This window comes from Pseudonocardia nantongensis (genome assembly GCF_046546495.1).
Lineage (GTDB): Bacteria > Actinomycetota > Actinomycetes > Mycobacteriales > Pseudonocardiaceae > Pseudonocardia > Pseudonocardia nantongensis.
The window spans coordinates 64205-90441 of the sequence record NZ_JBKGXT010000020.1 but is presented as its reverse complement, the minus strand read 5'-3'; the positions used below and the strand labels follow the sequence as shown (position 1 = coordinate 90441).

The 26237-nt window shown below is 73.0% G+C and carries 23 protein-coding genes and 3 tRNA genes; 16 read left to right on the top strand and 10 right to left on the bottom strand.

Annotation, left to right across the window (positions count from 1 at the left end; all coding sequences use genetic code 11):
- The first annotated feature begins 122 nt into the window (after positions 1 to 122).
- The gene (locus tag ACLFMI_RS20955) at positions 123 to 842 is read left to right on the top strand and encodes a 3-keto-5-aminohexanoate cleavage protein (RefSeq protein ID WP_410949622.1); all 720 of its coding nucleotides are present in this window, start codon (positions 123 to 125) and stop codon (positions 840 to 842) included.
- Between the two features lie 82 nt (positions 843 to 924).
- On the opposite strand, the gene ACLFMI_RS20950 is transcribed toward ACLFMI_RS20955, so the two are convergent.
- Positions 925 to 1581, bottom strand: coding sequence for an ACT domain-containing protein (locus tag ACLFMI_RS20950; RefSeq protein ID WP_410949621.1), 657 nt, complete (start codon positions 1579 to 1581; stop codon positions 925 to 927).
- A 387-nt stretch (positions 1582 to 1968) separates the two neighbouring features.
- On the opposite strand from ACLFMI_RS20950, the gene gatC reads away from it, so the two are divergent.
- The 3 genes from gatC to gatB are packed head-to-tail and all read left to right on the top strand — an operon-like array spanning position 1969 to position 5296.
- Complete coding sequence (gene gatC / locus ACLFMI_RS20945; protein ID WP_410949620.1) at positions 1969 to 2292, top strand: Asp-tRNA(Asn)/Glu-tRNA(Gln) amidotransferase subunit GatC; 324 nt, start codon at positions 1969 to 1971, stop codon at positions 2290 to 2292.
- Positions 2289 to 3794 carry an Asp-tRNA(Asn)/Glu-tRNA(Gln) amidotransferase subunit GatA gene (gene gatA, locus ACLFMI_RS20940; protein WP_410949619.1) on the top strand — a complete coding sequence of 502 codons (1506 nt, stop codon included), beginning with the start codon at positions 2289 to 2291 and terminating at the stop codon, positions 3792 to 3794. The genes gatC and gatA overlap by 4 nt, the downstream gene beginning before the upstream one ends.
- The gene (gene gatB / locus ACLFMI_RS20935) at positions 3791 to 5296 is read left to right on the top strand and encodes an Asp-tRNA(Asn)/Glu-tRNA(Gln) amidotransferase subunit GatB (RefSeq protein ID WP_410949618.1); all 1506 of its coding nucleotides are present in this window, start codon (positions 3791 to 3793) and stop codon (positions 5294 to 5296) included. The genes gatA and gatB overlap by 4 nt, the downstream gene beginning before the upstream one ends.
- A gap of 32 nt (positions 5297 to 5328) precedes the next feature.
- Here the strand turns inward: gatB and ACLFMI_RS20930 are convergent, their stop codons facing one another.
- Both ACLFMI_RS20930 and ACLFMI_RS20925 read right to left on the bottom strand, forming a co-directional pair.
- Positions 5329 to 6324, bottom strand: coding sequence for a hypothetical protein (locus ACLFMI_RS20930; protein ID WP_410949617.1), 996 nt, complete (start codon positions 6322 to 6324; stop codon positions 5329 to 5331).
- Between the two features lie 115 nt (positions 6325 to 6439).
- A complete protein-coding gene (locus tag ACLFMI_RS20925) occupies positions 6440 to 7561 on the bottom strand; it encodes a PQQ-dependent sugar dehydrogenase (RefSeq protein ID WP_410949616.1) in 1122 nt (373 codons plus the stop codon).
- A 55-nt stretch (positions 7562 to 7616) separates the two neighbouring features.
- Here ACLFMI_RS20925 and ACLFMI_RS20920 point away from each other — a divergent pair, with 55 nt between their 5' ends.
- From ACLFMI_RS20920 to ACLFMI_RS20910, 3 genes are all read left to right on the top strand, one after another.
- Positions 7617 to 8552 (top strand): 2-hydroxyacid dehydrogenase, encoded by a 936-nt coding sequence (locus ACLFMI_RS20920; RefSeq protein WP_410949615.1) that lies wholly within the window; start codon positions 7617 to 7619, stop codon positions 8550 to 8552.
- A 67-nt stretch (positions 8553 to 8619) separates the two neighbouring features.
- Complete coding sequence (locus ACLFMI_RS20915; protein WP_410949614.1) at positions 8620 to 9231, top strand: DoxX family protein; 612 nt, start codon at positions 8620 to 8622, stop codon at positions 9229 to 9231.
- Complete coding sequence (locus ACLFMI_RS20910; RefSeq protein ID WP_410949613.1) at positions 9228 to 10157, top strand: phosphotransferase; 930 nt, start codon at positions 9228 to 9230, stop codon at positions 10155 to 10157. Before ACLFMI_RS20915 ends, ACLFMI_RS20910 begins: the two co-directional genes overlap by 4 nt.
- A gap of 20 nt (positions 10158 to 10177) precedes the next feature.
- On the opposite strand, the gene ACLFMI_RS20905 is transcribed toward ACLFMI_RS20910, so the two are convergent.
- From ACLFMI_RS20905 to ACLFMI_RS20895, 3 genes are all read right to left on the bottom strand, one after another.
- Positions 10178 to 11161 (bottom strand): aldo/keto reductase, encoded by a 984-nt coding sequence (locus ACLFMI_RS20905; protein ID WP_410949612.1) that lies wholly within the window; start codon positions 11159 to 11161, stop codon positions 10178 to 10180.
- Positions 11162 to 11249: 88 nt separating this feature from the next.
- Positions 11250 to 13091: a dihydroxy-acid dehydratase gene (ilvD, locus tag ACLFMI_RS20900; RefSeq protein WP_410949611.1), complete on the bottom strand. Its 1842-nt coding sequence runs from the start codon at positions 13089 to 13091 to the stop codon at positions 11250 to 11252.
- 180 nt (positions 13092 to 13271) lie between these two features.
- Positions 13272 to 13709 (bottom strand): PH domain-containing protein, encoded by a 438-nt coding sequence (locus tag ACLFMI_RS20895; RefSeq protein WP_410949610.1) that lies wholly within the window; start codon positions 13707 to 13709, stop codon positions 13272 to 13274.
- A 295-nt stretch (positions 13710 to 14004) separates the two neighbouring features.
- Here ACLFMI_RS20895 and ACLFMI_RS20890 point away from each other — a divergent pair, with 295 nt between their 5' ends.
- From ACLFMI_RS20890 to ilvC, 3 genes are read left to right on the top strand one after another with little or no spacing between them, the layout of a single operon-like run.
- Entirely contained in the window at positions 14005 to 15957 is a 1953-nt protein-coding gene (locus ACLFMI_RS20890) for an acetolactate synthase large subunit (RefSeq protein ID WP_410949609.1), read from the top strand.
- Positions 15954 to 16463 carry an acetolactate synthase small subunit gene (ilvN, locus tag ACLFMI_RS20885; RefSeq protein WP_410949608.1) on the top strand — a complete coding sequence of 170 codons (510 nt, stop codon included), beginning with the start codon at positions 15954 to 15956 and terminating at the stop codon, positions 16461 to 16463. Before ACLFMI_RS20890 ends, ilvN begins: the two co-directional genes overlap by 4 nt.
- Before the next feature lie 44 nt (positions 16464 to 16507).
- Positions 16508 to 17512: a ketol-acid reductoisomerase gene (gene ilvC / locus ACLFMI_RS20880; RefSeq protein WP_410949607.1), complete on the top strand. Its 1005-nt coding sequence runs from the start codon at positions 16508 to 16510 to the stop codon at positions 17510 to 17512.
- A 170-nt stretch (positions 17513 to 17682) separates the two neighbouring features.
- Here ilvC and ACLFMI_RS20875 read toward each other — a convergent pair whose 3' ends face one another.
- Entirely contained in the window at positions 17683 to 18036 is a 354-nt protein-coding gene (locus ACLFMI_RS20875; RefSeq protein ID WP_410949606.1) for a HepT-like ribonuclease domain-containing protein, read from the bottom strand.
- Positions 18014 to 18319 carry a nucleotidyltransferase family protein gene (locus ACLFMI_RS20870; protein WP_410949605.1) on the bottom strand — a complete coding sequence of 102 codons (306 nt, stop codon included), beginning with the start codon at positions 18317 to 18319 and terminating at the stop codon, positions 18014 to 18016. Before ACLFMI_RS20870 ends, ACLFMI_RS20875 begins: the two co-directional genes overlap by 23 nt.
- A gap of 517 nt (positions 18320 to 18836) precedes the next feature.
- Between ACLFMI_RS20870 and serA the strand changes: the two genes are divergently transcribed.
- Both serA and ACLFMI_RS20860 read left to right on the top strand, forming a co-directional pair.
- Entirely contained in the window at positions 18837 to 20450 is a 1614-nt protein-coding gene (gene serA / locus ACLFMI_RS20865) for a phosphoglycerate dehydrogenase (RefSeq protein WP_410949604.1), read from the top strand.
- Between the two features lie 260 nt (positions 20451 to 20710).
- Complete coding sequence (locus tag ACLFMI_RS20860) at positions 20711 to 21757, top strand: 3-isopropylmalate dehydrogenase (RefSeq protein WP_410949603.1); 1047 nt, start codon at positions 20711 to 20713, stop codon at positions 21755 to 21757.
- Positions 21758 to 21799: 42 nt separating this feature from the next.
- Here ACLFMI_RS20860 and ACLFMI_RS20855 read toward each other — a convergent pair whose 3' ends face one another.
- A complete protein-coding gene (locus ACLFMI_RS20855) occupies positions 21800 to 22108 on the bottom strand; it encodes an EthD family reductase (RefSeq protein WP_410949602.1) in 309 nt (102 codons plus the stop codon).
- A gap of 124 nt (positions 22109 to 22232) precedes the next feature.
- Here ACLFMI_RS20855 and gltX point away from each other — a divergent pair, with 124 nt between their 5' ends.
- The 4 genes from gltX to ACLFMI_RS20835 all read left to right on the top strand — a co-directional run bounded on the left by gltX (position 22233) and on the right by ACLFMI_RS20835 (position 24151).
- Positions 22233 to 23726: a glutamate--tRNA ligase gene (gene gltX, locus ACLFMI_RS20850; RefSeq protein WP_410949601.1), complete on the top strand. Its 1494-nt coding sequence runs from the start codon at positions 22233 to 22235 to the stop codon at positions 23724 to 23726.
- Between the two features lie 81 nt (positions 23727 to 23807).
- Positions 23808 to 23879: transfer RNA gene (locus ACLFMI_RS20845), tRNA-Gln, on the top strand.
- 56 nt (positions 23880 to 23935) lie between these two features.
- Positions 23936 to 24011, top strand: a tRNA-Glu gene (locus ACLFMI_RS20840).
- 67 nt (positions 24012 to 24078) lie between these two features.
- Positions 24079 to 24151: transfer RNA gene (locus ACLFMI_RS20835), tRNA-Glu, on the top strand.
- 86 nt (positions 24152 to 24237) lie between these two features.
- Here the strand turns inward: ACLFMI_RS20835 and ACLFMI_RS20830 are convergent.
- Positions 24238 to 26142 (bottom strand): Hsp70 family protein, encoded by a 1905-nt coding sequence (locus ACLFMI_RS20830; RefSeq protein WP_410949600.1) that lies wholly within the window; start codon positions 26140 to 26142, stop codon positions 24238 to 24240.
- Positions 26143 to 26237 lie beyond the last annotated feature (95 nt).

Sequence of the window (26237 nt, the reverse complement as noted above, 5' to 3'; positions counted from 1 at the left end):
ATGCCCCGTCCGTGCGGGCGCGTCCGCCGCTCCCGCCCGGTCCGCACCGCCTACTCTCGTCGAATCGGGACCCGGCGCCGCCGGCCGTCCCGTACCGGACGGGTGCGAAGCGGAGGAACACGGTGCTGCAGGCGGTGCTGAACGGGTCACGACCGGCGGATGCGCACCCCGCCCTCCCGGTTCTGCCCCGGCACCTGGCTCGCGATGCGCGCGCCGTCGCCCGGCTCGGCGTCGCCTCGGTGCACGTGCACCCGCGCGACGACGACGGCCAGGAGACGATCGAGCCCGCCGTGGTCGGGGACGTGGTGGCGCTGATCCGGCAGGATGCGCCGGGTGTCGAGATCGGTGTCCCGACCGGGCGGTGGATCCAGCCGGACCCGCACGAGCGCATCCAGACCGTCCTGGCCTGGGGGCGGCTCGGCTCCGGCAAGCCGGATGTCTGCGGGGTGAACGTGCACGAGCAGGGTTGGACCGACGTGTGCGCCGCGGCCTGGTCGGTCGGTATCGCGGTCGAGCTCGGCGTCTGGACCAGCGGCGACGCCGTCACCCTGCGCCAGAACGGGTTGCCGCCGGGTACCCGCCGGGTGCTGGCCGAGTCGACCGTGACCGACCCGGAGACCGCCGTCGCCGAGGGCATCCGGATTCTGCGCGCGCTCGGCCAGCCGCCGGTTCCCGTGCTGCTGCACGGTGAGGAGGAAGGCGCCTGGTCGGTGCTCGAGTACGCGACCCGGGTCAACATCGACACCCGGATCGGCTTCGAGGACGTCCTGGTCCGCCCGGACGGCTGGCTCGCCACCGGCAACGACGACCTCGTCCGCACCGCCCTCGGCATCCGCGTCTGACACTCCGCGTCCGCCCCCTCACACCCGTCCGTCCCACCCCCGATTTCGCGTTCCGGCTCCACAACGCGGCTGGGGCGTGGGGTCAGGCCTTCAGGACCGTGGCGACTATCCCGGCGAGGTGGGCCAGGCGGGCCAGTTCGGAGGGACGGAAGACGGGGCCGCCCGGGCGTCCCACCACCAGGGTCTTCGGCGGGGTGCCGGTCCCGAACGGTGCGGCGGCCAGCTCGGTGTCCATCGCCCGCCACGGCTCGGGCACCCAGTGCGTCTCGTCCAGCGCGGCGGCGCGGTCCAGCGGCAGCCACGGCAGGTCGCCGGTGCGGGTCTCCGGCGCGGCGGTCGACTCGGCGATCCGGTAGGAGCGCCCGTCCTCGCTGACCGCGACCAGCGCCCAGCCGGCTCGGAACAACCGCGGGACCTCCTCGGCGAGCAGGTCCAGACCGCGCCCGGGGTGGCCCGAGATCTCGTCGAGCAGCTCCAGCTCGCGGTGGGTGTCGAGCTGTCCGGTGTGCGGACGCACCGACTCGACGCTCACCCCGGGCACCGACTCGGCCGCGGTGATCAGCACGTCCGGCGGGCGCCCGGCCGGCAGCTCCACCGCCAGGTCGTCGATCGCCTGCCCGTCCCCGCGCTCGACGACGTCGACGCTGAGGATGTCCGCACCGGCCCCGCCGAGTGCCGAGGCGACGGCGCCGAGGTTTCCGGGCTTGTCCGGGAGGATGACCCGGAGCAGGAACGACACGGGCGGTTCCTCTCACTGGCGGACGGCTGACTGGCAGACGGCTCATTGACGGACGGTGGGGACGCGATGGACGGCGCGGCTCGGCGCCGGACACGACGCCGACGGTGTGTGCGGCCGCGTCCGGTCCGGGCGGGAACCGTGATCCTGCCACCCCCGCACCCCGAGGGTCATCAGCTCCCCGGCGACGGGTGGTGGCGCGCCGGGGCCGGACGGCCCCGGGCGGCGGCCGGGCCCGGGACCGGCGGGAATAGACTGGCCCCACACCGGTGCACACACCCCGTCGTGGGTGTCGGGCCGGTGTGTCGAGCGGGCCGGCGCCGGCCGCCGGAGGTCGTCGACGACCGCAGCCGCCGGGCCCGCAGCGAGCCGAACCACCCGAGGAGGGGCATGACCGCCGATTCCCCCGCTTCCGGCGGGGTCATCACCCGGGACGAGGTCGCACACCTCGCCCGGTTGGCCCGGCTGGCCGTCACCGAGGAGGAGCTGGACACCTTCGCGGGCCAGCTCGACGTGATCATCGGGTCGGTGGCCCGGGTCGGGGAGGTCGCCGCGGGCGACATCCCGCCGACCTCGCACGCCGTCCCACTGGAGAACGTCTTCCGGCCCGACGAGCGCCGCCCCGGCCTCGACCAGTCCCAGGCGCTGGCCGGTGCGCCGGCCGCCGAGGAGGGCCGGTTCCGGGTGCCGCGGATCCTGGGGGAGGGACAGTGAGCAGAGCAGAGCTGACCCGGCTGGGCGCCGCCGACCTCGCGGAGAAGATCCGCGCGCGCGAGGTCTCCGCGGTCGAGGCCGCGCAGGCCCACCTGGACCGGATCGCCGCCGTCGACACGAGGGTGCACGCGTTCCTGCACGTCGGCGCCGAGTCCGCGCTGGCCTCGGCCGCCGCGGTCGACGAGCGGATCGCGGCCGGGGAGCGGCCCGCGTCGTCGTTGGCCGGCGTGCCGCTGGCACTCAAGGACGTCTTCACCACCTCGGACATGCCCACCACCTGCGGCTCGAGGATCCTCGAGGGCTGGCGGCCGCCGTACGACGCGACCGTGACCGAGCGGCTGCGCGCCGCCGGAATCACGATCCTCGGCAAGACCAACATGGACGAGTTCGCGATGGGCTCCTCCACCGAGCACTCGGCGTACGGGGTCACCCGCAACCCGTGGGACACCACCCGGGTGCCGGGCGGTTCCGGCGGCGGCTCCGCGGCCGCGCTGGCCGCCTACGAGGCGCCGCTGGCGATCGGCACCGACACCGGCGGCTCAATCCGGCAGCCGGCCGCGTTCACCGGCACCGTCGGCGTCAAGCCGACCTACGGCGGGGTCTCCCGCTACGGGCTGGTGGCCTGCGCGTCGTCGCTGGACCAGGCCGGGCCGTGCGCGCGCACCGTGCTGGACGCGGCCCTGCTGCACGAGGTGATCGGCGGCCACGACCCGCGGGACTCGACCTCGATCGACCGGCCGGTCGCCGACGTCGTCGCGGCGGCGCGGCAGGGCGCGACCGGTGACCTGTCCGGGCTGAAGGTCGGTGTCGTGCGTGAGCTGGGTGGCGAGGGGTACCAGCCGGGCGTGCGTGCCGCCTACGAGGCGTCGCTGCGCAGCCTGGAGAAGCTCGGCGCGGAGCTGGTCGAGGTGAGCTGCCCGCACTTCGAGTACGGGATGGCCGCCTACTACCTGATCCTGCCCAGCGAGGTGTCGTCGAACCTGGCCCGGTTCGACGCCATGCGCTACGGCCTGCGCGCCGCGGAGGGGCGCTCGGCCGAGGAGGTCATGGCGAACACCCGCGAGCAGGGCTTCGGCCCCGAGGTGAAGCGCCGGATCATGCTCGGCACCTACGCGCTGTCGTCCGGCTACTACGACGCCTACTACGGCCAGGCGCAGAAGGTCCGCACGCTGATCAGCCGGGACTTCGCGGCGGCGTTCTCCCAGGTCGACGTGCTGGTGTCGCCGACGACGCCGACTTCTGCCTTCCCGATCGGGGACAAGGTCGACGATCCGCTGGCGATGTACCTCAACGACCTGGCCACGATCCCGACCAACCTGGCCGGGGTGGCCGGGATGTCGGTGCCGTCCGGGCTGTCCGACGGTCTCCCGACCGGGCTGCAGGTGATGGCGCCGGCACTCGGCGAGGCCGTGATGTACCGCGTCGGGGCGGCGTTCGAGGCCGCCCGCGACGCCGACGAGGGCGGTCCGCTGATCGCCCGCGTTCCGGAGGTGACGGCATGACCGCGTCCGTGGAGCTGGTCGAGTTCGACGACGTCGTGGCCCGGTTCGACCCGGTGCTGGGCATCGAGGTGCACGTGGAGCTGTCCACGAACACCAAGATGTTCTGCGGCTGCCCGACGGAGTTCGGCGCCGAGCCGAACACCCAGGTCTGCCCGGTCTGCCTGGGCCTGCCGGGAGCGCTGCCGGTGGTCAACCGGGCCGCGGTGGAGTCGGCGATGCGGATCGGCCTGGCGCTGAACTGCTCGATCGCCCCCTGGGGCCGGTTCGCCCGGAAGAACTACTTCTACCCGGACATGCCGAAGAACTTCCAGACCAGCCAGTACGACGAGCCGATCGCCGTCGACGGGTTCCTGGACCTGACCCTGGACGACGGCGAGGTCGTCCGGATCGGCATCGAGCGCGCGCACATGGAGGAGGACACCGGCAAGTCACTGCACGTCGGCGGCGCCGACGGCCGGATCCACGGTGCCGACCACTCGCTGCTCGACTACAACCGGGCCGGCGTGCCGCTGATCGAGATCGTCACGAAGATGGTCCCGGACACCGGTGCCCGCGCCCCGGAGGTGGCCCGCGCCTACGTCACCGCGCTCCGGGACCTGATCAAGTCCCTGGGTGTCTCGGACGTCCGGATGGACCAGGGTTCGATGCGCGCCGACGTGAACCTCTCGCTCTCCCCGTCGGGGTCCGGGCAGCTGGGCACCCGCACCGAGACCAAGAACGTGAACTCGCTGCGGTCGGTCGAGCGCGCGGTCCGGCACGAGATGAGCCGGCAGGCCGGTGTGCTCGACGCCGGGGGCGAGATCGTCCAGGAGACCCGGCACTTCGACGAGCAGACCGGGCACACCCGGGCGGGGCGTCGCAAGGAGACCTCCGAGGACTACCGGTACTTCCCGGAGCCCGACCTGGTCCCGATCGCGCCGTCGCAGGAGTGGGTCGAGGAGCTGCGCGGCACCCTGCCGGAGCTGCCTTGGGAGCGGCGACGCCGGATCCAGGACGAGTGGGGGATCTCCGACGAGGAGATCCGCGACCTGGTCAACGCCGGTGCACTCGACCTGGTCGAGGCCACCGTCGCGGCGGGCGCCCCGTCCCAGGAGGCCCGCTCCTGGTGGGTCGCCTACCTCGCCCAGCAGGCCAACACCCGTGAGCTCGAGCTCGCCGACCTGCCGATCACCGCGCCGCAGGTCGCGCGGGTGATCGAGCTGGTCGCGTCCGGGGAGCTGACCAACAAGCTCGCCCGCCAGGTCGTCGACGGAGTGCTGGACGGCGAGGGTTCGCCGGACGAGGTCGTCGCCACCCGCGGCCTGAAGGTCGTCTCCGACGAGGGCGAGCTGATCGCCGCCGTGGACGCCGCCCTGGCCGAGCAGCCCGACGTCGTCGAGAAGATCCGCGGCGGGAAGACCCAGGCCGCCGGCGCGATCGTCGGTGCGGTCATGAAGGCGACGCGCGGGCAGGCCGACGCCAAGCGCGTGAAGGAGCTGGTGGTGCAGCGAAGCTGCCCGTGAGCGGTTATCGCGGTCCTGACCGCGATAACCACTCACGGGGGGCCACAGGCCGCGCAAGCGGCCGGTGGCCCGTACCACCCCAGCCGCCGCATGACCCGGGCGACGTCCTCGGCGGCGGCGCACGGATCGGCCGAGAGATCCCGCCACCCGAACGTGAGCCGTGCTCGCCCGGCCAGCTCGGCCGCGTTGTCCCGGCGGCGGTCGCGGAAGGCCACGTTGCTCCGAAGGTGGGTGCGGCCGTCGAGCCGCACGGTGAGGGGCAGCCCGGCCCGGTCGTAGGTGACGTCCTCCCAGAGGGTCTGCCCGTCCACCGAGAACGGCACCTGACGTTCGCCGGCCGGGAGGCCGTGTGCCTCCTCGACGGAGGTGAGGTACAGCTCCTCGAGCGCCGAGTGCACCCCGTCCCGGACCAACGCGATCGCTCCGAGGAGCGCGCGCCTGTAACGGCGGGGCGGCCGCTCGACGAGCCGCCGCTCGACGTCCGCGAGACGGAGCCGCGAGTCGGTCAGCAACCGGAACAGCACGAGTCGCGCGGCCACGGCGTCGTCCTCCTCGACGGCCAGGTCGATCGCGGTGTCCGCGGAGGAGGTCCGCGGCGGAACCGTCGCGACCACGATGTGCCGGTGCGCGCGGGACCGGTGCACGACGACGAGACCGTGCTGACTGGTCGCCGACGACGTGTACGGCACCGTGACGTGGACCGGGCCACCGGGCTCGGCCGGGACCAAGCCCCATTCCTCGGCGGCCGTCCGGTGGCTCAGGATCGCGGCCGGACCGCCGTACAGCAACGCGCCGGAGATCGTCGACTCGCGGGGGAGCGGGCCGGTGAAGGTTGCGTAGACCGAGCGGACGAACCCGTTCCACCGGTTCCCCTCCACCTGGGCAAGGGTCGCCGCCCAGGTCACGCCGAACTCGGCCAGCTGGTTCACGTGCACCATGCCCGCCTGGACGTCGACGAGCCGGAACCAGTCGTCGATGCGGCCGTCCTCGACGATCCGTGGCGGAACTGCCCTGCGGTCGGTGCGCATCCTCAGAGGGTCGTGCCGTTTCGCGGCCGCGGACCCGCGAGTTCGTTGTCTGTGGATGGTTGAGTGGCTTGTGAGTGGTTTTCGAGGCCAGAACCGCGATAACCACTCACGGGCGCTACGCCGCCGAACCGCCGCCGCCGGTGGGGGGCTGGATCCGGATCACCCGGTCGTCGGTGGGACCGGGGGAGACGGTGTCCCGGTTCACGGTGCCCAGCCAGAGCAGGCCGTCCGGGGCCAGGGTGGCGGAGCCGATCGCGCCGTAGGTGTCCTGAAGCACCGGTTTCGGGTCTCCGGTGAAGCCGCCGTCCCGCCCCGGCGTCAGCATGAACAGCGCCTTCCCGCTGCTCTGCGCGACCACCACGGTCCCCGGCAGCACCGTGCAGCCGCCGACCCCCGGACGCTCCGGCCAGGTCCAGGCGGGCGCCCCGAGCGAGCCGGGGCCGACCTTGTAGAGCAGGTCGCGGCCCGGGGCGCGGTCGGTCACCCAGGTCGTCCGGCTCGCGGGGTCGACGCACACCCCGCCCGGCGCGGTCAGCCCGCGGGCCAGCACCGGCGAGGCCGGGTCCGGGTTCCCGGCGGCGGGCCGGCCGAGGGTGTCGATCCGCAGCACCGCGCCGGCCAGCGGGCCCTGCCCGGCGCCGGTCGCGACCAGCAAGGACGAGCCGTCGGTGTCGACGGCGAGGGCACCCACCGGAGGCAGCCCGCCGAGCACCGGTTTCGGCGGCTCGCCGGGGGCCAGCCGCAGCACCTGCCCGCCCTGCGGGGTTCCGGCCAGCGCGTAGACGAGGCGGTCCTCGGCGTACCCGGGGGAGAGCACCAGGCCGGTGATCCCGGTGCTCGGGTCGACCGGCACCGTCGTCACCGGCTGCGGGTCCTTGCCGCGCTCGACCTGCAGCACCCGGCCGGTGCGGCGCTCGGCGACCAGCGCCCGGTCGCCCTGGGGCAGCACCGCCACCGCGCCGACCGGCCCCAGGCAGGAGGCGACGACCTGCGGGTCCGGGTCCTCGCACGGGGCGGGCGGGGCGTCGCCGCCCGGCTGCTGCGGCGCGGGCTGCTGCGGTGGCGGCTGCGGCTCCTCGCGGGGCGGCGCGATCTGCGGGGGGCCGCCGAGCTCGCCCTCGCCCTCGGCCTGCGGCCGCCAGTCCCGCGGCCCCTCGTCCGGGAACGTCGCGCAGCCACCCGCGAGCACCAGCAGAGCCGCCAGTGCGGCGAGCCGGACGAGCAGGCGGGCCTTCACGATCGTCCAGGCTAGGGGCCGCGGGGTGAGTGCCCGGTGAGTACGGTCCGGAAGCGTGAGCACCGACGGAGCGAACGCACCCGTGACCGTCCTCGTCCCGCACGACGAGGGAGCCGCCATCCTGTCCGAGGTGGACGGCCTGCGACCGGTCGTCTACGACCCGGACCGGCCGCTGCCGGACGAGGCGGGGACCGCCCGGGCACTGGTCCCGCCGTTCCTGGCGAACTCGGATGCGCTGAAGCTGACCGGCGGGATGCCGGAGCTGGAGCTGGTCCAGTTGCTCACCGCGGGTGCCGAGGCGTGGATCGGGAACCTGCCCGCGGGCGTCGCACTGTCCGACGGCCGCGGCGCGCACGGCGGCGCGACCGCGGAGTGGGTGGTGTCGGTGCTGCTCGCGGTCTACCGACACCTGGACCGGTTCGTCCGGGCCCAGGACCGGGGGGCCTGGGACTACCACCAGACCGAGGAGCTGGCCGGGAAGAAGATCCTCATCGTCGGGGCCGGGGACGTCGGCGAGAAGACGAAGGCCCGGCTGGAGCCGTTCGACGTCGAGATCACGATGGTCGGCCGGACCGCGCGGGCGGGAGTGCACGGCTGGGACGAGCTGCCCGCGCTGCTCCCGGGGCACGACGCGACGGTGCTGATCGTCCCGCTCACCGACGAGACCCGCGGCATGGTCGACGCCGGGTTCCTGGCCGCGATGCCGGACGGGTCGGTGCTGGTCAACGGTGCGCGCGGCCCGGTCTGCGACACCGACGCGCTGCTCGCGGAGCTGCAGTCCGGCCGGATCCGGGCGGCCGTCGACGTCACCGACCCGGAGCCGCTGCCGCCGGCGCACCCGCTGTTCTCCGCGCCGGGCCTGCTGCTCACCCCGCACGTGGGTGGCAGCGTGCCGCTGGCGATGCGGCGGGCGTACCGGGTCGCGGCCGAACAACTCGCCGTGTTCGTCCAGGGGGAGCAGCCCCCGAACCTGGTGACCGGCGCCTACTGAGATCCCGGGGGACGCGCCCGGGGAGACCCGCAGGGCACACCGTCTCCCGCCGCTAGGGTTCGGGGTCATGAGCGGGCCCACGCAGCAGTACGACTGGGGCAGCATCTCCGGCGACGAACCTCCCGAGCGGACGACGCGGTCCGAGCGCCTCCCGGTCCCGGCGCACATCTCGTCGGACATCGGGTTGCTGATCCTGCGGGTGGTGATCGGCGGGGTGTTCGCCGCGCACGGCGCGCAGAAGGTGTTCGGGCTGCTCGGCGGGCTCGGCCCGGCCGGCACCGCGGACGCGCTGGCCGGGCTGGGGTTCACGGCCTTCGCGACGCCACTGGCCTGGGTGCTCGGCGTCGGGCAGCTGGTACTCGGCGCGCTGCTGGTGCTGGGGCTGCTGACGCCGTTCGCTGCGGCGGGACTGCTCGCCACGAAGATCGTCGCCATCGCACTGTCGCTGGGCCCGGCCGGGCAGCCGGCGGTGCCGCTGTTCGCCGCGGACGGCCCGAACTCGCTCGAGCTGCACGTGCTGCTCGCCGGTGGCGTCGCCGCCCTGGTGTTCGCCGGGGCCGGCCGGATCGCGCTCGACGCCGGCCGCACCTACCAGCGCCGGCCGCTGCCGTGGGCGTTGCTCGCGCTGGTCGTCGGGGTGGCCGTCGCGTTGCTCGTAGTGTTCGTGCTGCGCCGGTGACCCGGGTTCCCGACGACGCCTGGTTGCGGCCCCTGCGCAAGCGGCTGCGCCACGAGGTCGGGGTGACCGGCCGCGAGCCGCTGGCGGGCGGGTACGGCTCCGGCGGTACCGAACGCATCGACCTGGACGACGGCTCGGCCGTGGTGCTCAAGCGCACCGGCCCGACCGAGGCCGCGGCGATGCGGGCCGCGGCCGTGGTGAACGGCCCGGTCCGGTTGCCGCGGATGCTCGCCTCCGGTGACGGCTGGGTGCTGCTCGAGCACGTCCCGGGCGGTCCGCTCCCCGGTGGGGCACCCGTGCCGGACGAGGTGTGGCGCACCCTGGCGCTGGTGCACGCGCACTGGCGGCGCAACCGCCCGCGCGGCGTCCCGGTCGTCGATCCGGCCTGGTGGGCGCGGTTGTGCGACGTCGCCTCGGACGCGCTGCGGGCGGCCGCGGACCGGAGCGGGACCGACGCCGACGCCGGACCGGCGCTTCTCGATGCCGATGCCGCCGTCCGGGCCTGGGCGGACGACGACCGGATCGCCACCGCGCTCGGCGCGCTGCCCCGCACGCTCTGCCACGGCGACGCCCACCGCGGGAACATCCACACCGGACCGCATGGTGCGGTGCTGCTGGACTGGGGGAACGCGCGCGTCGCGCCCGGCTCGCTGGACTGCGTCGTGCTGGGTGCCCCGCCCGCCGACGGCCCGGCCGACGCGCCCGCCGGCGCCGTCCCGGACCTCTACCGGGAGACCCTGCACGCCGCGCTCGGCGCACCCGACCCGCCCCGGATGATCGCCGCCGAGGCGGCGTGGGCCCGGGTGCAGGCACACGTGCAGTACCTGCCGTTCGCTGCCGAGCACCAGGGCCCGGACCGGGTGGCGTCCATGGTCCGGGTCGTGTCCGCGGCGCTCGACGAGCTGGGTGGGGCGCTGGGCCGGTGACCGAGGGACCAGGCGCCGGGTCAGCGGCCGACGTTGCGCTGCAGGTGCGCCGAGTACCGCTCGCCGGCCACCGCGGACGCGGGCGCGGCCGCCTCGATCTCGGTCAGCTCGTCGTCGGTGAGCTCCAGGGACGCGGCGGCGACGTTCTCGTCCAGGTAGCGGCGCCGCTTCGTCCCCGGGATCGGCACCACGTGCTCGCCGCGGCTCTGCACCCAGGCCAGCGCGAGCTGCCCGGCCGTCACCCCGCGGCGCTCGGCGATCGCGGTCAGCGCCTCGACGATCGCGAGGTTCGCGGCCAGGTTGTCGTCGGAGAACCGGGGGAGGCTCTTACGCATGTCGCCCTCGCCGAGCTGTCCGGCCGACGTGATCGCCCCGGTGAGGAACCCGCGCCCGAGCGGGGAGAACGGCACGATCCCGATACCCAGCTCAGCGCACACCGGGGCGACGGAGTCCTCGATGCCGCGGGTCCACAGCGACCACTCCGACTGCACCGCGGCCGGCGGGCGCACCGCGTGCGCGCGTCGCACGGTCTCCGCGCCGCACTCGGACAGGCCGTAGTGCCGGATCCTGCCCTCGTCGATCAGGTCGGCGAGCGCGCCGACGGTCTCCTCGATCGGCGTGTCCGGGTCCACCCGGTGCTGGTAGTAGAGGTCGATGTGGTCGACACCGAGCCGGCGCAGGGACTCCTCGACGCACTGCCGTACGTACTCCCGGTCGCCCCGGGCGGCCTGGTTCCCGGAGGCGTCGCGGACGATGCCGAACTTGGTCGCCAGCACCACCCGGTCGCGGCGGTCGGCGATCGCCCGGCCGACGAGCTCCTCGTTGGCGCCGTCGCCGTAGACGTTCGCGGTGTCCAGCAGCGTGACGCCGAGCTCGAGAGCCCGGTGGATCGTCGCGATCGACTCGGACTCGTCGGCGGCCCCGTAGCTCTGCGACATTCCCATGCAGCCGAGCCCCTGCGCCGAGACGGTCAGTGACCCGAGCGTGCGCGTTCCGATGCCCATGCCCCGAACCTAACGCCTCACATCCCTTCGCTGCTCCGCACACCTGCTGTAACGGGTGCGAGGAGCAGCGAAGGGGTGTGAAGCACGTTCAGGGGAGGCGGCGGACGGCGCCGGTGTCGGCGCTGGTCGCCATGTGGGCGTAGGCGCGCAGGGCCTTCGACACCGTGCGCTGGCGGTCCTTCGGCTGCCACGGGCGCTCGGAGGCCTCCATCTTGGCGCGGCGGTCGGCGAGGACCTCGGGCTCGACCAGCAGCTCCAGCGACCGGGCGCGGACGTCGAGGCGGACCCGGTCCCCGTTCTCCACCAGACCGATGGCGCCGCCGTCGGCGGCCTCCGGGGAGATGTGCCCGACCGAGATGCCGGACGAGCCGCCGGAGAACCGGCCGTCGGTGATCAGCGCGCAGGCCTTGCCCAGGCCGGCGCCCTTGAGGAACGCCGTCGGGTGCAGCATCTCCTGCATCCCCGGCCCGCCGGACGGGCCCTCGTAGCGGATGACCAGCACGTCGCCCGGCGTGATCTCCTTGCGCAGGATCGCCGAGACGGCGTCCTCCTGGCTCTCCAGGACCACGGCCGGGCCCTCGAACTCCCAGATGTCCTCCGGGATGCCGGCGGTCTTGATCACCGCGCCGTCGGTGGAGAGGTTCCCGCGCAGCACGGCGAGGCCGCCGTCGGCGGAGTAGGCGTGCTCGAGGTCCCGGATGCACCCACCGACGGCGTCGGTGTCCAGCGACGACCAGCGGTTCTCGGTGGAGAACGCCTGCGTGGTCCGGACCCCGCCCGGCGCGGCGTGGTACAGCTCGACCGCGGTCTGCGAGGGACCCGAGGAGCGGACGTCCCACTCGGTGAGCCACTGCTCCATGGACGGGGAGTGCACCGTGTGCACGTCGGAGTTGAGCAGCCCGGCCCGCCACAGCTCGCCCAGGATGGCCGGGATTCCACCGGCCCGGTGCACGTCCTCCATGTGGTAGTCCGAGTTCGGCGCGACCTTGGACAGGCACGGCACCCGGCGCGAGACGGCGTCGATGGCGGCGAGGTCGAAGTCGATCTCGCCCTCCTGCGCCGCGGCGAGGATGTGCAGCACGGTGTTGGTCGAGCCGCCCATGGCGACGTCGAGGGCCATCGCGTTCTCGAACGCCTCGCGGGTCGCGATGTTGCGCGGCAGCGCGGACGCGTCGTCGTCCCGGTACCAGCGGGTTGCCAGGTCCATCACGGTATGCCCGGCGTTCAGGAACAGCTCGCGGCGCGCGGCGTGCGTGGCCAGCGTGGAGCCGTTGCCGGGGAGGGAGAGTCCCAGTGCCTCGGTGAGGCAGTTCATCGAGTTCGCGGTGAACATGCCCGAGCACGACCCGCAGGTCGGGCAGGCCGAACGCTCCACCTCGGACAGACCGGCCTCGTCCACCTCGGACGACGCGGACGCCGAGATCGCGGTGATCAGGTCGGTGGGCGCCTGCGCGACCCCGCCGACGACGACCGCCTTGCCGGCCTCCATCGGCCCGCCGGAGACGAACACGGTCGGGATGTTCAGCCGCATCGCGGCGTTCAGCATCCCGGGCGTGATCTTGTCGCAGTTCGAGATGCAGACCAGCGCGTCGGCGGCGTGCCCGTTGACCATGTACTCGACGGAGTCGGCGATGATCTCGCGCGAGGGCAGCGAGTAGAGCATCCCGCCGTGCCCCATGGCGATGCCGTCGTCCACGGCGATCGTGTTGAACTCCTTGGCGACCCCGCCCGACTCGGTGATGGCACCGGCGACCAGGTCGCCCATGTCCTTGAGGTGCACGTGGCCTGGCACGAACTGGGTGTAGGAGTTGGCGATCGCGACGATCGGCTTGCCGAAGTCGTCGTCGCCCATGCCGGTCGCGCGCCAGAGCGAACGCGCTCCGGCGGCGTTGCGACCATGGGTGGTGACGCGGGAACGCAGGGCGGGCATGTGGTCGGTTCTCCAGCCGGTGTCGGACGGATGCGTGCTGACGGACCGGGTGGGCGCGTCGCGGAGGTGGTGGGCGCGGGCCCCGGCTCAGCAGGCGGTGCCGGCGGGGTGGGTCGCGCCCCCGGGGACGACCGCGTGCTGGTTGTCCACAACCGTACGCGCCCTCGTGATCCGGAACGTTCAGACGTCCCCGGCCGGGTCGGCGAAGCGTCCGCCGCTGGCGGCGGCCAGCACCGGCAGGTCCCGCACGTGCACGGCGGGCAGCACGACCTCACCGTCGTCGGCGAGCACCGCGCTGACCGACGACCGCCTGCCCAGCTTCAGCCCCCGGACGTCGTCCCAGGCCAGGGTGCGTGAGCCGGTCGCGGACCGGATCGTCACGGCGTCCGGATCCACGGTCGTGCGCACCCGCAGCACCCATCCGATCACCGCGAGCGGGAGCAGCAGGGCCAGCCAGAAGAACGGCACGGTGAGCAGCAGCGGCAGCGCGCCCACGCAGACGACGAGCGTCGCCGCGATGTTCAGCCGGGACGGCTTGAACACCAGCCGTCGCCGGCCGTCGTGGACCTGACGGCCCTCGTCCCGGACCGGTGGGGTGGAGTCGTCGATGCTGCGCACAGCCCCCAGTGTGACACCGCCGGGCGGTGCGATCCCGGCCACGCAGGGGTCGGACCGATTGACGTCGCGCGACCGCTGCGTGCTAGCGTCACGGCATGTCCGTCGTTCGACTCCTCGTAATTCCCGGGCGCGCCGCCGCCTGAGTCTCCAGTACTCGGACGACGACGCGCTCACCCTCGCACGAGCCCGGAGCACCGGGCGGCGGGGGCTTTTTTATGTCCAACACAGCACAGTGTGTTCAGCACAGCTCATGTCCGGCATCTGATCGACACCATCTCCAGCGAGGCAGACCCAGATGACCACCGTCCCCTCCCGATCCGGCACCGCCGGTCCCAAGCCGGGCCCGCCGCCCGGGCGGACCGCGGCGCCGTCCCGGAACGACTCCCCGGCCGCGGCGCGCACCGATGCGACCGTGCCCGGCCCGCGGATCGTCGACGAGCCGATGACCGGCGCCCAGTCCCTGGTGCGCTCGCTCGAGGAGATCGGCTGCGAGGTGGTGTTCGGTCTTCCGGGCGGGACGATCCTCCCGGCCTACGACCCGCTGCTGGACTCGACGAAGGTCCGGCACATCCTGGTCCGGCACGAGCAGGGCGCCGGGCACGCCGCGACCGGCTACGCGCAGGCCACCGGCAAGGTCGGGGTCTGCATGGCGACGTCCGGGCCGGGGGCCACGAACCTGGTCACCCCGATCGCGGACGCCCACATGGACTCGGTGCCGCTGGTGGCCATCACCGGCCAGCAGACCCGCGCGCTGATCGGCACCGACGCCTTCCAGGAGGCCGACATCACCGGCATCACCCTGCCGGTGACCAAGCACAACGTGCTGGTGACCGACCCGACGGAGATCCCGCGGGCGATCGCCGAGGCCTTCCACCTGGCGTCCACCGGACGGCCCGGCCCGGTCCTGGTGGACATCCCGAAGGACGTGCTGACCGAGCAGACCACGTTCTCCTGGCCCCCGGAGCTTCAGCTCCCCGGCTACCGGCCGACGACCCGGCCGCACGGGAAGCAGATCCGCGAGGCCGCCCGGCTGATCCGCGAGTCGTCGAAGCCGGTGCTCTACGTCGGTGGTGGCGTCCTCAAGGCGGAGGCCGCCGGGGAGCTGCGCGAGCTGGCCGAGCTGACCGGCGCTCCGGTGGTCACCACGCTGATGGCGCGCGGCGTGTTCCCGGACAGCCACCCGCAGCACCTGGGCATGCCCGGGATGCACGGGACGGTCGCGGCCGTCGCCTCGATGCAGCGCTCCGACCTGCTGATCGCGCTCGGTTCCCGGTTCGACGACCGGGTGACCGGCCGGCTGGAGAGCTTCGCGCCCGACGCGAAGATCGTGCACGCGGACATCGACCCGGCCGAGATCTCCAAGAACCGGCGCGCCGACGTGCCGATCGTCGGTGACTGCAAGGAGGTCCTCACCGAGCTGGTCGAGGCCGTCCGGGCCGACCGCGCCGAGTTCGGCGCGCCGGACCTGTCCGGGTGGTGGAAGCAGATGGGCGGGCTGCGTGACCGCTACCCGCTCGGCTGGACCGAGCCGGTCGACGGCGCGCTGTCGCCGGAGTACGTGATCGAGCGGATCGGCGCGATCGCCGGCCCGGACGCGATCTACGCCGCGGGTGTCGGGCAGCACCAGATGTGGGCGGCGCAGTTCGTCCGCTACGAAAAGCCGCGGACCTGGCTGAACTCCGGCGGGCTCGGGACCATGGGTTACGCGGTCCCGGCCGCGATGGGCGCCAAGGTCGGCGAGCCGGACACCGTCGTGTGGTGCATCGACGGCGACGGCTGCTTCCAGATGACCAACCAGGAACTGGCCACCTGCGCCATCGAGGGCATCCCGATCAAGGTCGCCGTGATCAACAACGGCAACCTGGGCATGGTCCGGCAGTGGCAGAACCTGTTCTACGGCGAGCGGTACTCCAACACCGACCTCAACACCCACAAGCTGCGCATCCCGGACTTCCCGATGCTGGCCGAGGCCATGGGCTGCGCGGGCCTGCGGGTCGAGTCCAAGGAGGACGTCGACCGGGTCGTCCGGCAGGCCATGGAGATCGACGACCGGCCGGTGGTGGTCGAGTTCGTGGTCGGTGCGGACGCCCAGGTGTGGCCGATGGTGGCCGCCGGCACCAGCAACGACGAGATCAAGGTCGCCCGGGACATCCGGCCCGAGTTCGACAACGACGACCTCGCCGCGTCGATCGACGACGTCGCGGACGTGACCGAGCAGGCACTGTCCGATTCGGAGGACGACACGTGAGCGAGCTGCACACCCTCTCGGTCCTGGTCGAGGACAAGCCGGGGGTCCTCGCCCGGGTGTCCGGGCTGTTCTCCCGCCGCGGGTTCAACATCAACTCGCTGGCGGTCGGGCCGACCGAGCACCCGGACGTCTCCCGGATGACGATCGTCGTCGAGGTCGACGAGCTCCCGATGGAACAGGTCACCAAGCAGCTGAACAAGCTGGTGCATGTGATCAAGATCGTGGAGCTGGAGCCCTCGGTCTCGGTGCAGCGCGAGCTGCTGCTGGTCAAGGTCCGGGCCGACGCCACCGTGCGCAGCCAGGTGCTCGAGACCGTCCAGCTGTTCCGCGCCAAGGTCGTCGACGTCTCCCCGGAGGCGGTCACGGTCGAGGCCACCGGCACCGCGGACAAGCTCAACGCCCTGCTGCGGATGCTCGAGCCCTACGGGGTCCGCGAGATGGTCCAGTCCGGGATGGTCGCGGTCGGGCGTGGCCCCCGCTCCATCACGGCCGCGGCCGTCCGTTAGACAGACCTCGCCATCCAACCCCCGAGAGGAACGTTCCTGCAGTCATGAGTGTCAACATCTACTACGACGCCGACGCCGACCTGTCGATCATCCAGGGCCGCAAGGTCGCCGTGATCGGTTACGGCTCGCAGGGACACGCGCACTCGCTGTCCCTGCGTGACTCCGGGGTCGAGGTCAAGATCGGTCTGCCGGAGGGCTCCAAGTCCCGGCAGAAGGCCGCCGACGAGGGCCTCGAGGTCGTCACCCCGGCCGAGGCGTCCGCCTGGGCCGACCTGATCATGGTCCTCGCGCCCGACACCAAGCAGCGCTTCATCTACGCCGAGGACATCGCGCCGAACCTGAAGCCCGGGGACGCGCTGTTCTTCGGTCACGGCTTCAACATCCGATACGACCTCATCCAGCCGCCGGCGGACATCGACGTCGCGATGGTCGCCCCGAAGGGCCCGGGCCACCTGGTCCGCCGCCAGTTCGTGGACGGCAAGGGCGTCCCGGCGCTGATCGCGGTCGAGCAGGACGCCTCCGGCAGCGCCAAGGCGCTCGCCCTCTCCTACGCGGCCGGGATCGGCGGCGCCCGCGCGGGCGTCATCGAGACCACCTTCACCGAGGAGGCCGAGACCGACCTCTTCGGCGAGCAGGCGGTGCTCTGCGGCGGCACGTCGGCGCTGGTGCAGTACGCGTTCGAGACGCTGGTCGAGGCCGGGTACGCCCCGGAGATCGCCTACTTCGAGTGCCTGCACGAGCTGAAGCTGATCGTCGACCTCATGTACGAGGGCGGCATCTCCAACCAGCGCTTCTCCTGCTCGGACACCGCCGAGTACGGCGACCTCACCCGGGGTCCGCGGGTGATCTCCCCGGCGGTGAAGGACAACATGCGGGCGATCCTGAAGGAGGTCCAGGACGGGACCTTCGCCCGCGAGTGGGTCGCCGAGGACGAGGCGGGCCGTCCGAACTTCACCAAGCTGCAGCGGGCCGGTCAGGAGCACCAGATCGAGCAGGTCGGTGAGAAGCTGCGCGGCCTGATGAGCTGGGTCGGAGAGAAGGCCACGTGATCCGAGCCCCCCGGAACGACTCCGGGAGCTGATCTTCCGCCGGGCGCGCCCGGCTGGACGAGGCTCGCGGGCCGAGATGGCCCGCGGACGCCTGACCCCGGGCGCACCCCCTCGGGCGCAGGCAACGTGAAACCCCCGCACCGGCACACCGGGCGGGGGTTTCGCGCATCTCAGTGCTCCGCGAGCAGTCCGTCCAGACGCCGGATGAGGCCGGGCAAGCGGCGGGTCGCGGCGTCCCACACGATGGTGTCGTCGACCACTGCGTAGCCGTGGATCAGGATGTTTCGGAAGGCGACCAGCCGTGGCAGGTCGGGAACGCGGTCTGCCAGATCTGGAGACTGCCTGGACAGCCGATTCAACGCTTCGCCGATGATCTCGAACTGCCGCTCGACAGCTGATCGGAGCAGCACGTCGTCGCGGTAGTCGTCCAGGGCGTGGTCACGGACGAAATCCTCGACGAGGCCGGCTGCGCGTCGGGCGTCCCACAGGAGCGCCCGCGGTTCACGCGCCGTAGACGGCGACACGTTGCTGGTCCATCGCCCGGCGGACGTACGGGTTGACGACGGCGTCGTCGACGAGGAGATCGACCGGACGGCCGAGCAGCCTCTCCAACCCGTCCTTCAGATCGAAGTAAACATCGAACCGCTCCGGGACAGCCGGACCGAGATCGACGACGACGTCGACGTCGCTGTGCGCGGGGTCGAAGTCGGGACCGGTGGCCGATCCGAACAGCTCCAACCGGCGGACGCCGAGGCGGGAGCACAGAGCCTCGATGTCCGGGCGGACTCGCTCGATGGACGGGTGCACGGTCACCTCCTCGACACAGTGTGCCGTGCGGACCCCGTCCGGTCAGCCAGTCTCCCGCATGAGAGATCGCGGGCCGGTTCCGGCCCGGCGTCGCCCGGCACCGGGGCGAGCGCGAACCTTCCCGGGCGAGGAACGCGAAGATCGCGAGGAAGGCGACGTCGCCGCCCATGAGCCCCAACTCGCTGCGCCGGAACCTCCTCGTGGCGGCGCCGGCCATCACCAGCATGAGGTCGCAGGCCGCGAGCCGTGAGAGCACCACGGCGATGCCGATGAGCGGAGGCACGATCAGGCCGACGGGCGGACTGCAACACGGGCTTCCGTTGCGCGAACTCGGCAGTTCGATGACGTGGGCACCCGTGCCGGGGCGAGACATGGTCCGACGGGCCGGCCATTCTCCGTGGGCGCGGTGCGAAGGCGGAATCCTCTGGCCCTGGCGACGACGCCGGACAGCTCTAGGATGGGCGGGAGCCCGACACCCTGTAGGACCACCACCCGATCCCGGGAGCACCTTCACACCGTGAGCACCGTCGCCACCGACCAGCCCCGTCCCGTCGTCCTGCTCGCCGAGAAGCTCGCGTCCTCAGCGGTCGAGCTGCTGGGCGACGGCGTCGAGATCCGCCAGGTGGACGGCACCGACCGCCCGGCGCTGCTCAGGGCGCTCTCCGACGCCGACGCCCTGATGGTGCGCTCGGCGACCCAGGTCGACGCCGAGGCGCTCGCCGCGTCCACCCGGCTCAAGGTCGTCGCCCGGGCTGGGGTCGGGCTGGACAACGTGGACGTACCGGCCGCCACGTCCCGTGGGGTCATGGTCGTGAACGCGCCGACGTCGAACATCGTCTCGGCCGCGGAGCACGCGGTCGCGCTGCTGCTGGCCACAGCGCGGCACATCCCGGCCGCGGACGCCAGCCTGCGCCTGGGCCAGTGGAAGCGCTCCGCCTACGGCGGCGTCGAGCTGAACGGCAAGACGCTCGGCGTCGTCGGGCTCGGCAAGATCGGCCAGCTGGTCGCGCAGCGGCTCGCCGCGTTCGGCGTGAAGCTGGTCGCCTACGACCCCTACATCGCGCCGTCCCGGGCCGCCCAGCTGGGCATCGAGCTGCTGGAGCTCGACGAGCTGCTGCGCACCGCGGACCTCATCTCGATCCACCTGCCGAAGACGCCGGAGACCCTCGGCCTGATCGGCAAGGACCAGCTGGCGATCACCAAGCCGGGCGTGCTGATCGTCAACGCCGCCCGCGGCGGCCTGATCGACGAGGACGCGCTGGCCGAGGCGGTGCGCTCCGGGCACGTCGGCGGGGCCGGCGTGGACGTCTACGTCACCGAGCCGACCACCGCCAGCCCGCTGTTCGAACTGGAGCGTGTCGTCGTCACCCCGCACCTGGGCGCCTCCACCGCCGAGGCGCAGGACCGGGCCGGCACCGACGTCGCGCGGTCGGTGCAGCTCGCGCTGGCCGGCGAGTTCGTGCCGGACGCGGTGAACGTGCAGATCCACGGCGCGGTCGGCGAGGAGGTCCGGCCGTGGCTGCCGCTGGTGCAGAAGCTGGGTACGACGCTGCACGCCGTCGCCGGGCGCACACCCACCTCGATCACCGTGGACGTGGCCGGTGAGCTGGCCGGCGAGGACATCGCGGTGCTCGGTCTGGCCGCGCTGCGTGGCGTGTTCACACACGTCGTCGAGGACCAGGTCACGTTCGTCAACGTCCCGCAGCTGGCCGAGGAGCGCGGCGTCACCGTCGAGCTGACGACCACTCCGGAGAGCGCGAACCACCGCAGCGTCGTGCAGCTGCGCGGCGCGATGCCGGACGGCGAGTCGGTCACCGTCTCCGGCACGCTGACCGGCCGGGCCGAGGTGCAGAAGCTGGTCGAGATCAACAGCCGGCACTTCGACCTGCGCGCCGAGGGCGAGGTCGTGCTGCTGGAGTACACCGACCGGCCGGGCGTCATGGGCCGGGTCGGGTCGCTGCTCGGCGAGGCCGCGGTGAACATCGAGGCCGCGCAGATCTCGCAGACCACCGAGGGCACCGACGCGCTGATGCTGCTGCGCGTGGACCGGCACATCGACCCGGCCGTGCTGGAGCCGATCGGCGCCTCGGTCGGTGCCCGCACCACCCGCCTGATCTCGTTCGACGGCTGACACTCACCCTCCACACCGCGTAAGGGGTGTGTGGGGGTGGCTGGGCAACGCGGGCGTCACCGGAACGGGTGGCGGCCGTCCGCGGGGTCGCGAGTGAGTGGCACGGGCGGAAACGGCCCCGAGCCGGGGGGTGCGGGCCGGTTCGACCGCGCCGGGCACACGCCTCACCCGACCGTGAACCCCCCACCGGGTGGCCAGGCGATGACCCAGCGTCGGCAGGCGGTAGCGTGCGGCCAGCAATACGACGAGAGGACGAGGTCATGCGCCTTGCGGTCATCCCCGGTGACGGCATCGGCCCGGAAGTCATCAACGAGGCGCTGAAGGTCCTCGGCGAGGTCGCCCGAGACGTGGAGACCGTCGAGTACGACCTCGGCGCGGCCCGGTGGCACTCCACCGGCGAGCTGCTCCCCGAGTCGGTGCTGACCGAGGTCAAGCAGCACGACGCGATCCTGCTGGGCGCGGTCGGCGACCCCTCGGTTCCGAGCGGCATCCTGGAGCGCGGGTTGCTGCTGCGCCTGCGGTTCGAGCTCGATCACCACGTGAACCTGCGCCCGGCGCGGCTCTACCCGGGGGTGCGCGGTCCGCTGGCCGGCAATCCCGAGATCGACATGGTGGTCGTGCGGGAGGGCACCGAGGGCCCCTACGTGGGTACCGGCGGGCTGCTCCGCAAGGACACCCCGCACGAGATCGCCACCGAGGTCAGCCAGAACACCGCGTTCGGCATCGAGCGGGTCGTGCGGGACGCGTTCGCCCGTGCCCAGCGCCGCCCGCGCCGGCACCTGACGCTGGTGCACAAGACCAACGTGCTGACCTACGCCGGCGCGCTGTGGTCGCGGATCGTGGAGGAGGTGTCGCTGGAGTACCCCGAGGTCTCGGTCGCCTACCAGCACATCGACTCGACCACGATCCACATGGTCACCGACCCGGGCCGCTACGACGTGATCGTCACCGACAACCTGTTCGGCGACATCCTCACCGACCTCGCGGCCGCGGTCACCGGCGGGATCGGGCTGGCGGCCAGCGGCAACCTGGACGCGAGCCGGGTCAACCCGTCGATGTTCGAGCCGGTGCACGGCTCCGCGCCGGACATCGCCGGGCAGGGGATCTCCGACCCGACGGCCGCGGTGCTCTCGGTGGCGCTGCTGCTCGACCACCTCGGCCACACCGACTCGGCCCGGCGGATCGAGGCCGCGGTGGCCTTCGATCTCGCCACCCGCGACCACTCGGCGACCGGGAACACGTCGTCGATCGGCGACCGCCTGGCCGCGCTGGTGTCCTCGCGCGAGGTGGGCGCTGCGCGCCCGTGAGTGGTTATCGCGGTCCAGGCCGCGATAACCACTCACGGGTCGTCAGACCTGCTCCGACTGGCCGGTCAGCATCGTCACGCCGGCGCCCGCGAAGTTCTCCATGTCCGCGACGGCGGCCTGGCCCTCCGCGCCGGCCATGCCGGCCTGGAAGGCGGCGGCGTCGGCGAACTCCAGCACCGCGACCAGGTGGTAGGCGGGCTTCGCGCCGTCCGGGCCGGGGGCGGGGCGGCTCACCGTGAACCGCTGCAGGCCCGGCAGCTTCTTCGCCAGCGGCGCGTGCACCTCGTCGTAGTGCTTGTCGAAGGCCGCCGGGTCCTCGGGGTGGTTGTACAGGGCGGTCAGCTGGAACACGTGGGTCCCTTTCTGTGGTGAGTCTCGCGGCGCCTCGCTGCGCCGCGACGGGAATCCCACCTTGGCCCATCGGGCACCGGCGCGTACAGGGCGCCGGGAGCGGGGCCGATAGGCTGGGCCCACCATGAGTACTCCAGCCCAGGTCCGGGTGCGGTTCTCCCCGTCACCGACCGGTACCCCGCACGTCGGACTGATCCGCACCGCGCTGTTCAACTGGGCGCACGCCCGCCATCACGGTGGCCGGCTGGTGTTCCGGATCGAGGACACCGACTCCTCCCGCGACTCCGACGAGTCGTACAGCGCCCTGCTCGACGCGCTGGGCTGGCTCGGCCTGGACTGGGACGAGGGTGTCGAGAAGGGCGGTCCGCACGGGCCGTACCGGCAGAGCGAGCGCGGCGCGATCTACGCCGACGCGCTGCGGAAGCTGATCGACGCCGGCGAGGTCTACGAGTCGTTCTCCTCCGCGGAGGAGAACGAGGCCCGGCACCGGGCGGCCGGCCGCGACCCGAAGCTCGGCTACGACAACGCCGATCGCGACCTCACCGACGAGCAGAAGGCCGCGTTCCGGGCCGAGGGCCGCGCCCCGGTATACCGGCTGCGGATGCCCGACCGCGACATCACCTTCACCGACCTGGTCCGCGGTGAGATCACCTTCCGGGCCGGCCAGGTGCCCGACTTCGTGCTGGCCCGCGGCGACGGCACCCCGCTCTACCCGCTGACCAACCCGGTCGACGACGCCCTGATGGAGATCACGCACGTGTTGCGCGGCGAGGACCTGCTGGCCTCGACGCCGCGGCAGATCGCGCTGCTCGAGGCGCTCGCGCGGGTCGGCATCGGTCACGGGCCCTTCACCTACGCGCACCTGCCGCTGGTCACCGGGGAGGGCAACCGCAAGCTCTCCAAGCGGGACCCGCAGTCGAACCTGTTCCACTACCGCGACCGCGGCTTCGTCCCGGAGGGCCTGCTCAACTACCTGGCGCTGCTGGGCTGGTCGATCGCCGACGACCGGGACGTGTTCTCCCTCGACGAGATGGTCGGCGCGTTCGACGTCTCCCGGGTCTCCGGCAACGCGGCCCGGTTCGACGCCAAGAAGGCGGAGGCGATCAACGCCGCGCACCTGCGGCTGCTGGAGCCGGGTGACTTCGCGGCCCGTCTGTTGCCCTACCTGCACGCCGAGGGCGTGGTGGGCGACGCACCCACACCGGAGCAGCAGGCACTGGTGGCGGAGGCGGCCCCGCTGGTGCAGGAGCGCAGCCAGGTGCTCTCCGACGCCGCGCGGATGCTGGCCTTCCTGCTCCGCGACGAGGAGAGCTTCGCCCCGGACGAGGACGCGGCGGCCAAGAACCTGACCGCCGACGCCGAGCCGGTGCTGCGGGCCGCCCTCGACGGGCTGACCGAGCTGCCCGGCTGGACGGCCACCGCCGTCGAGGAGTCGCTGAAGGCCTCGCTGGTCGACGGGCTGGGCCTCAAGCCGCGCAAGGCGTTCGCCCCGATCCGGGTCGCCATCAGTGGCCGGACGGTCTCCCCGCCGCTCTACGAGAGCATGGAACTGCTGGGCCGCGACCGGTCGCTGGCCCGGCTGGGGGCCGGTGTCCGACGTGCTCAGGGCATGGGTTAGAGTACTGGCATCACGGAGATCGAGGTCCGCTCCGAGCAGGTGGTCGACAGTACTTGCTCGACTGCGGGGCTCGATTTTCGATGGGGTATGGTGTAATCGGCAGCACGGCTGATTCTGGTTCAGTTAGTCTAGGTTCGAGTCCTGGTACCCCAGCGGAAACCGTTGACCATCGTGTCACCGTTTTCTGACATCGGCATCATCTCGTTCTCGGTCCCGTCGTCTAGCGGCCTAGGACGCCGCCCTCTCAAGGCGGTAGCGCGGGTTCAAATCCCGTCGGGACTACCACGCGAGATGCCATCGCGTTCCGGATCGCGGCCAGTGATCCGGATTCGGGATCGATGCCGGTCGTCCTGGTCCCGTCGTCTAGCGGCCTAGGACGCCGCCCTCTCAAGGCGGTAGCGCGGGTTCAAATCCCGTCGGGACTACTTACGAAGGCCCCTGCTCCACTCGGAGCAGGGGCCTTCGTCGTGCGTGGGGACGTGGACCGGGTGGCACGCCCACGGCCTGGGGGTCAGGGCGGGGGGCCGGGTTTGGGAGTCGAAGTCTTCGAGGAAGTACTGGAGGGAGAGGTCGTCGGCGGCGGGTCGTCGCTCGGCGTCGTCGGCGGCGGGTCGTCGCTCGAGGTCGACGGCGGCGGGGTCGTCGGCGTCTCCACCGGCGGCGGAGGCGGCGGGGGCGGGACGACCTCGGAGGTCGTCCGCGGTGTGCTGGTCCGCTCCCGCGTCGTCTCCGGGGTCCTGGTCTCCGGGGCGGAGGTCTCGGTGGTGGGTGGCGCCTCCGAGGTCGTCGGCATCGCCGGCAGCTCGGGCGTCGCGTTGCCCGCCGTGCGCTCGGTCGGCCAGAAGACCATGGCACCGACCACGGCGAGCGCCGCGACGACCCCGCCCGCGCCGATCAGCAATGCCGGCGACCGGCCGGCGGGCTGCCGGTGGGGGGAGACGGCGGTGGCGTCGTCGTAGTCCGGGTAGGCGTACACGGCCGTCCCCGGTTGCCCGCCGTAGGGGCCCGGGACGACCGGCAGCCGATCGGTCGGTGGATCGGCGTGCGGGCCGCCGGTATCGAGGTACGCGGTGCGCGGGTCGCCCGCGGCGAGCCGGTCGGTCGCCGGCTCGCCGGTCTCCCAGGGCAGCGGGCCCGGGTCCGGGGCCAGCGTCGGACCGCTCCCGGCGACGCCACCGGCGGCAGCAGCGCCACCCGCAGCAGCGCCACCCGCGGCGAGACCGCCGGCGGCCGCAGCGCCGGTCCCCGGACCGTGCTGACCGGTGCCCGGGGGGGCCGCGACCGGGGCGGCCGGGCCGAGCGCGAGCACCGCGCCCTTGGCGATGGCGTTCTTCGGGTCGGCGTCGACCTGCACCGGGCGGCCGAGCTCGGCCGACACCAGCTGCGCGACCAGCGGCACCCGTGACGAACCGCCGACCAGCAGGACCACCGACGGCCCGGACCCGGCGAGCCCGGCCGAGGCGATCGTGCGCTGCAGCGCCTCCACCGACTCGTCCAGCCGGGGCCTGATCCGCTCCTCGAAGTCGCTGCGGTGCAGCCGGACCGTCGTCCGCACCTCGCCGAGCCACACCGGGATCGACACCTCGGTGTCGGCGGAGAGCGCCTCCTTGGCCTCGCGGCAGTCCCGGCGCAGCCGGGCCATCGCCGTCCAGGCGTCGGGGTCGTTGTCGGCCAGCTCCGAGAACGCCTGCGGGGCCGCCTCCCGCACGTGGTCCAGGACTGCCTGGTCGAAGTCCGCGCCGCCCAGCTGTTCGACGCCGTCCGGCCGGCCGAGCAGGGTGAACAGCGTCCCGCCGATCACCGTGCCGCCGGTGTCCACCGAGCCCGCGGCCTCCTTGCTGACGACCGCGGCGTCGAAGGTGCCGCCGCCCAGGTCGTAGACCGCGACCGTGGCGCCCGGCTCGACCCGCTCGTTCGAGGCGTAGTGCAGCGCGGCGGCCTGCGGCTCGGCCAGGAACCTGACGGTCAGACCGCGGGCGGCCAGCGCCCCGGCGACCAGGTCCTGCTTGTGCCCGCCCCAGGACGCCGGACGGGTCACCGCCACCCGGTCCGGCGGGCCGCCCTCGACCCGGCCGACGAGCTCGACGATGTGCTCGGTGAGCAGCGCGCACAGCTCCTCGGGGGTGAAGGAGTGCTCGCCCATCGAGATCGGGGTGGGGTCACCGATCCGGCGCTTGAACTCCCGCGCCACCCGGTCCGGCTCGGTCAACGCGCGGCGCTCGGCGGCGTCGCCGAACAGCAGCGACCCGTCCGCCGCCACGTAGACCACCGACGGGATGTCGACCGACCGGTCACTGAGCGTGACCATCTCCGGATGGCCGTGGCTGCCGGTCCGGCTGACCGCCGCCGCCGTTCTCGTCGTGCCGACGTCGATCCCGAGCAGGTAGCCCATCGTCTCCCCGGTAGTGATGCTCACACCGCTGGCGCTGTTCCCGGTGTGCGCTGCATGCGTCCCCCGCACCCGGCGAGATGCCGGACCCCTCCACGGTAGTGGCCCGTCCCGGGGCCCGG

Coding starts and splice junctions, on each gene's coding strand:
- gatC (WP_410949620.1), top strand. CDS start 1,969: ATGACCGCCGATTCCCCCGCTTCCGGCGGGGTCATCACCCGGGACGAG.
- gatB (WP_410949618.1), top strand. CDS start 3,791: ATGACCGCGTCCGTGGAGCTGGTCGAGTTCGACGACGTCGTGGCCCGG.
- ACLFMI_RS20930 (WP_410949617.1), bottom strand. CDS start 6,324: ATGCGCACCGACCGCAGGGCAGTTCCGCCACGGATCGTCGAGGACGGC.
- ACLFMI_RS20915 (WP_410949614.1), top strand. CDS start 8,620: ATGAGCGGGCCCACGCAGCAGTACGACTGGGGCAGCATCTCCGGCGAC.
- ACLFMI_RS20905 (WP_410949612.1), bottom strand. CDS start 11,161: ATGGGCATCGGAACGCGCACGCTCGGGTCACTGACCGTCTCGGCGCAG.
- ilvD (WP_410949611.1), bottom strand. CDS start 13,091: ATGCCCGCCCTGCGTTCCCGCGTCACCACCCATGGTCGCAACGCCGCC.
- ACLFMI_RS20890 (WP_410949609.1), top strand. CDS start 14,005: ATGACCACCGTCCCCTCCCGATCCGGCACCGCCGGTCCCAAGCCGGGC.
- ilvC (WP_410949607.1), top strand. CDS start 16,508: ATGAGTGTCAACATCTACTACGACGCCGACGCCGACCTGTCGATCATC.
- ACLFMI_RS20860 (WP_410949603.1), top strand. CDS start 20,711: ATGCGCCTTGCGGTCATCCCCGGTGACGGCATCGGCCCGGAAGTCATC.
- gltX (WP_410949601.1), top strand. CDS start 22,233: ATGAGTACTCCAGCCCAGGTCCGGGTGCGGTTCTCCCCGTCACCGACC.